The following is a 5553-nucleotide window of genomic DNA, read 5'->3' as shown; positions in this document are numbered from 1 at the left end:
CTACGGCGAGATTCGAACTTGCGACCCCATCATTATGAGTGATGTGCTCTAACCAGCTGAGCTACGTAGCCTCTTTCTTTCTCTTCCCTCTCAGGAAGTGGCGCGTATTATGCGGATATGACCCCCGACCGTCAACCCCTTTTTTACTAACTTTTTTTAAGTGCTCACTATGTGTACTGAAATGCTTAATATGGCGTCAAAATGGTGGAAAAGAGATCAATTCGAGGGCATTTGCTATGAATTTCTTCCCTCGACATTGGCGATTAATTAACCGGCGTGGCGGTCTGAATTTGCCGGTTGTAAAATCTTTTTCCCTGAAATCTGCGAATAAATCCGATAATGTGAGTAAATTGTTAAGTCAGATCTTAAAGGAAGAAGAAAAATATGATGAATAAGGTCGCTTCACCCTTCGTAAAACTCGTTGAGCGCTATCTGCCGGACCCGTATATCTTCGTTTTATTGCTTACTTTGGTGGTTTTTGCCGCAGCAGTGCTTGTAGAAGGACAATCTCCGCAGCAGGTTGTTGAGCAATGGGGGAGCGGATTATGGGGGCTACTCAGTTTTTCCATGCAAATGCTGCTCGTGCTTGTCACCGGATACATGCTGGCAAGTACGCCGCTGGTAAAAGGCGGGCTGGAGAAAATGGCCGGACTGGCAAACTCTGCACCTAAGGCGATTTTAATGGTTTCGCTGGTATCGCTGGCTGCCAGCTGGCTGAACTGGGGCTTTGGCCTGGTGGTGGGGGCGTTATTTGCCAAAGCGCTGGCGAGGAAGGTTGAGGTGGATTACCGTTTGCTGGTGGCCAGTGCCTATTCCGGATTTGTGGTATGGCATGGTGGTCTTGCCGGCTCTGTTCCACTGACCATTGCCACGCCCGGTCACTTTTCTGTTGATCAGATTGGCGTTATCGACACATCACAAACTATTTTTGCCACCTTTAACCTTGTTCTGGTCGCCATATTGTTCGTGGTAATGCCGGTGGTAAACCGTTTAATGCTGCCATCGAAAGAAGACAGTGTCATTGTACCGGCATCAAAACTTGAAGATGAACCTGTGCCGGAGGCTGAAAATACCCGTCCGGCGGATAAACTGGAAAACAGCGTTATTCTGGCCCAGCTTACCGGGTTTGCCGGTCTGGCGTATCTGCTTATGTACTTTATAAACGGCGGCACGTTAAACCTGAATATCGTTAACGGTCTCTTTTTGTTTCTCGCCATTGTGTTACACGGGACACCACGGAAATTACTGCATAGTTTGCATCAGGCTGTGAAAGGCGGAGCGGGCATTGTTATCCAGTTTCCGTTTTATGCCGGGATTATGGCTGTCATGGTTCAGTCCGGCTTAGCGCAGAGTCTGTCGGAATGGCTTATCAGTCTTGCCAGTGCGCAGTCGCTGCCGGTCTGGAGTTTTATCTCTGCGGGCATTGTGAATATTTTTGTGCCGTCCGGAGGCGGGCAGTGGGCGGTGCAGGCTCCGGTGGTACTTCCTGCAGCGCTGGAGCTGGGCGCCGATGTCAGCCGTGTTGCAATGGGTGTTGCCTGGGGGGATGCCTGGACGAATTTAATCCAGCCATTCTGGGCCTTACCTGTGCTGGCGATTGCCGGGCTTAAAGCCAAAGATATAATGGGATTTTGTCTGGTGCAGTTACTACTGACCGGCTTGGTGATTGGCGCAGTGCTGTATTGGGTTTAGCACGCTGCCTGCCTCACCGTTTAACCAGCCTTGGCCGGAAGCACAACGTGACTTCTTAAGGATAAAAAGCGTTCAAATAAAAACACCGCCATCAGGCGGTGTTTTTGAATGACTGTGTGACTACACGTTAAAACGGAAGTGAATGACGTCACCGTCTTTAACGATATAGTCTTTACCTTCCAGACGCCATTTACCGGCATCCTTGGCACCTTGCTCGCCGCCAAACTCAACAAAATGGTCGTAGCCAACGATTTCTGCGCGGATAAAGCCTTTTTCAAAGTCTGTGTGGATCTTACCGGCAGCCTGAGGCGCTGTAGAGCCTTCAGGGAATGTCCATGCACGTACTTCTTTTACCCCTGCGGTGAAGTAAGTTTGCAAAGTCAGCAGGTTGTAACCGGCACGGATAACGCGGTTAAGACCGGGTTCTTCCAGACCCATATCCTGCATGAATTCCTCACGCTCATCATCTTCAAGCTCAGCAATTTCGGCTTCAATTTCAGCGCAAACGGCAACAACTACAGCATTTTCAGCAGCTGCAATTTCTTTTACCTGATCGAGGAACGGGTTATTTTCAAATCCGTCATCGTTCACGTTAGCGATATACATGGTAGGTTTCAGCGTTAACATGTTCATGTAGCTGATGGCTGCCATTTCTTCTTTGGTCAGTTCCAGAGAGCGTAACAGGTTGCCTTCGTCCAGGTGCGGTTTGATCTTTTCCAGTACTTTTAATTCGTACTTCGCATCGGCATCGCCACCTTTGGCACGCTTAGATACACGGTGAATGGCTTTTTCTGTAGTTTCCAGATCCGCCAGCGCCAGTTCGGTATTGATAACGTCAATATCATCTTTCGGGCTGACTTTACCTGCAACGTGAACAATGTTGTCGTTCTCAAAGCAACGCACAACGTGTCCGATAGCATCGGTTTCACGAATGTTTGCCAGGAACTTGTTACCCAGACCTTCACCTTTTGAAGCACCTTCAACCAGACCGGCAATGTCTACGAATTCCATGGTAGTAGGAATTACGCGCTGCGGATTGACGATTTCTGCCAGCTTGTCCAGACGTAAGTCCGGTACAGGTACTACACCGGTATTCGGTTCAATAGTACAGAAAGGGAAGTTCGCCGCTTCAATTCCGGCTTTGGTAAGTGCGTTGAACAGGGTAGATTTACCCACATTTGGCAGACCAACGATGCCACATTTAAAACCCATGTGCTGGACCCTTGTTAAGTTATCAGCCCTGAACGTCAGCTTTAAAACTATGCAGTCGGTTCTGGGCTTGCTTTAAATCGTTTTTAATTAAAATCTCTGTACACCGGACCGCTTCATCGATGGCATCTTCAATTGCCCGCTTTTCGTTTTCCGGTGGTTTGCCAAGTACATGGCCGGTTACCTTGCTTTTATGGCCGGGGTGACCGATACCAATTCGCAAGCGTAAGAAATCTTTGTTGTTGCCCATTTTAGCGACGATGTCGCGAATGCCATTCTGACTGGAGCTGCCGCCAACTTTATATTTAGCGATTCCCGGAGGTAAATCCAGCTCATCAAAAGCAATCAGCATATTCTCTGCAGGGATACGGTAGAAGTTTGCCATTGCGGCTACCGCCTGACCACTTTTATTCATGTAAGTAGTCGGGTAGATCAGACGAATATCTTGAGTGCCCACGGTTATCCGGCCAGTGAGACCAAAAAACTTACTTTCAGGCTTAAGGGAGGTGTTAAAACGCGCTGCCAGTTCGTTCAGAAACCAGACGCCGGCGTTATGTCGGGTATGTTCATATTCCGGGCCCGGATTACCCAGGCCCGCAATCAGACGGATATCTGACGACAAGCTGATTATTCCTCAGCTGCGTCTTCTTCGCCTTCTTCTGCTTCAGGTGCTTTAGGAGCAGGCTTAACAGTAACAACTGCTAAGTTGTGTGCATCATCACCTTTAGCCAGTTCAACAGACGAAACGCCTGCAGGCAGAGTCAGGTCAGACAGGTGAACGGTAGCATCCATTTCAACTGCAGCCATATCTACTTCGATGAACTCAGGCAGATCTTTAGGCAGACACGTGATTTCGATTTCGTTTACGTGGTGCTCTGCAATACCGCCAGCTTTGATAGCAGCAGATTTTTCTTCATTGATGAAGTGCAGAGGAACGCTGGTGTGCAGCTCTTCGCCAGCGATAACGCGTTGGAAGTCAACGTGAGTGATCTTAGGCTTGAACGGGTGACGTTGCATGTCTTTAACTAACGCTTCAACTTTCTGACCGTCAATGTTCAGAGTCAGAACGTGAGAGTAGAATGCTTCGAAATCAGCAGCGTTGTTCAGTTTGTTGTGATCAAGAGTCAGTGCAACAGGGGCTTCTTCGCCACCGTACAGGATTGCAGGAACTTTATCAGCATGACGCAGGCGGCGGCTCGCACCTTTCCCCAGGTCAGTACGTACTACTGCATCCAGGTTAAAAATAGCTTCAGACATTAATATGTCTCCAATATATTTAGTTTATTTTTGTGAGTTTTTGCGACCAAAACCCACGCGATAACGGCAATAAACAAGGCTCATTAACCGTACCCCGAAATAAAAGGGCGGCGAATTCTACCACCGCGAAGCAGGATATACAAACGTCAATTACATTTCACTGTGGTGCGGTGCGACTGCTGTGGCGTCGGCACTGACCACTTTTTCTACTTTAAAAACGGTTCCGAACTGAGTTGTTGTCATCATACCGGTCAGCGGCTGACCTTCGACAATCAGTTTCATGCCATTCTGACGGTAAGATTTATCCAGTCCGCGCAGCGTGTAACGCTCTCCGGTGTCAGTAATGAAGCCAAAAAAGCCGCCTTCATGCTGCTGATAGACCATTTTTCCTGACAAAGTAATGTTGTTTTCCATTTCAGTGGCCTTATTGTCGATATTATCAGTCACATTTTTCGTAACGTTCTCAACCACATTAAGGGTGACGGTTTCTGTTTTTGACACGTCGTCCGGCGCAGCTTCATCGCTGCAGGCACAGCACAGGCTGACTAACGCTGCTAAATAAACAAGTCTGATCATGATATCTCCGCCGTAGTTATGGTCAGCAGACCTTTTTTGTCATTGTGCCGGTTTTGACCTGAACGGACAATGAACAGGAGGTTTTGGTTTATTGTTTGTGCCTTTTTATTTTATTAAAACTCAGAGGATTGAGTCTATGTCTTCAGATTTTCATTTTTACGAGCCTTCAGCGGGTCATGGCCTCAAACATGATCCCTTCAACAGTATTATTGCACCCAGACCCGTCGGCTGGATTTCCACTGTTGACGAAGAGGGTATCGCTAATCTGGCACCTTACAGCTTTTTTAATGCATTCAATTACACGCCGCCCATTATTGGTTTTTCCAGTATTGGCTTTAAAGACTCAGTAAGAAATATTCAGGCGACAGGAGAGTTTTGCTACAACCTGGTAAGTGTGCCGCTGGCGCAACAGATGAATCAGACCTGTGCACAGGTCGATGCCAGTGTGGATGAGTTTGAACTGGCCGGGCTGACAAAAGGCGAGTCCCGCACTGTGAGAGCGCCCCACGTTGCGGAAAGTGGCGTGGTGATGGAATGCCGCAAAACACAAATCATACAATTGCAGGGCAGCAATGGTGAATTGTGTGATACATGGATGGTATTCGGTGAAGTGACCGGCGTGAAGATAAAAACATCACTGATTGAAGACGGTGTGTTTAAAACGGGTAGGGCAGAACCCCTTCTGCGGGCTGGTGGAGCAGGGGATTATTACACCATTGATAGTGAAAACCTGTTTGAGATGTTGCGTCCCCGCTGATACAAAAAAGCCGGTGCTTCTCAGCACCGGCCTTTAATAATCTGCGCACAGGCAGTTATCAG

The 5553-nt window shown here is 48.1% G+C and carries 6 protein-coding genes; 2 read left to right on the top strand and 4 right to left on the bottom strand.

What is annotated here, in order from left to right:
* Positions 1-384 precede the first annotated feature (384 nt).
* Positions 385-1692: a short-chain fatty acid transporter gene (locus AC4PME_RS20370; protein WP_491046904.1), complete on the top strand. Its 1308-nt coding sequence runs from the start codon at positions 385-387 to the stop codon at positions 1690-1692.
* A 120-nt stretch (positions 1693-1812) separates the two neighbouring features.
* Here AC4PME_RS20370 and ychF read toward each other — a convergent pair whose 3' ends face one another.
* The 4 genes from ychF to AC4PME_RS20350 all read right to left on the bottom strand — a co-directional run bounded on the left by ychF (position 1813) and on the right by AC4PME_RS20350 (position 4734).
* Positions 1813-2904, bottom strand: coding sequence for a redox-regulated ATPase YchF (gene ychF / locus AC4PME_RS20365; protein WP_474844503.1), 1092 nt, complete (start codon positions 2902-2904; stop codon positions 1813-1815).
* A gap of 22 nt (positions 2905-2926) precedes the next feature.
* Positions 2927-3523, bottom strand: coding sequence for an aminoacyl-tRNA hydrolase (gene pth / locus AC4PME_RS20360; RefSeq protein ID WP_119501758.1), 597 nt, complete (start codon positions 3521-3523; stop codon positions 2927-2929).
* Between the two features lie 5 nt (positions 3524-3528).
* Positions 3529-4158, bottom strand: coding sequence for a 50S ribosomal protein L25/general stress protein Ctc (locus AC4PME_RS20355; protein WP_474851191.1), 630 nt, complete (start codon positions 4156-4158; stop codon positions 3529-3531).
* 150 nt (positions 4159-4308) lie between these two features.
* Positions 4309-4734 carry a hypothetical protein gene (locus AC4PME_RS20350; protein ID WP_491046903.1) on the bottom strand — a complete coding sequence of 142 codons (426 nt, stop codon included), beginning with the start codon at positions 4732-4734 and terminating at the stop codon, positions 4309-4311.
* 136 nt (positions 4735-4870) lie between these two features.
* On the opposite strand from AC4PME_RS20350, the gene AC4PME_RS20345 reads away from it, so the two are divergent.
* Positions 4871-5491 carry a flavin reductase family protein gene (locus AC4PME_RS20345; protein ID WP_491046902.1) on the top strand — a complete coding sequence of 207 codons (621 nt, stop codon included), beginning with the start codon at positions 4871-4873 and terminating at the stop codon, positions 5489-5491.
* The last annotated feature ends 62 nt before the right edge of the window (positions 5492-5553 follow it).

This window comes from Alteromonas sp., assembly GCF_984505615.1.
The sequence above is the reverse complement of the archived record's forward strand: the minus strand, read 5'-3'. Positions and strand labels throughout refer to the sequence as shown.

Bases quoted from the DNA above. Each gene is read 5' to 3' on its own strand.
- AC4PME_RS20370 (WP_491046904.1), top strand. From the start codon at position 385: ATGATGAATAAGGTCGCTTCACCCTTCGTAAAACTCGTTGAGCGCTAT.
- ychF (WP_474844503.1), bottom strand. From the start codon at position 2,904: ATGGGTTTTAAATGTGGCATCGTTGGTCTGCCAAATGTGGGTAAATCT.
- AC4PME_RS20355 (WP_474851191.1), bottom strand. From the start codon at position 4,158: ATGTCTGAAGCTATTTTTAACCTGGATGCAGTAGTACGTACTGACCTG.
- AC4PME_RS20350 (WP_491046903.1), bottom strand. From the start codon at position 4,734: ATGATCAGACTTGTTTATTTAGCAGCGTTAGTCAGCCTGTGCTGTGCC.
- AC4PME_RS20345 (WP_491046902.1), top strand. From the start codon at position 4,871: ATGTCTTCAGATTTTCATTTTTACGAGCCTTCAGCGGGTCATGGCCTC.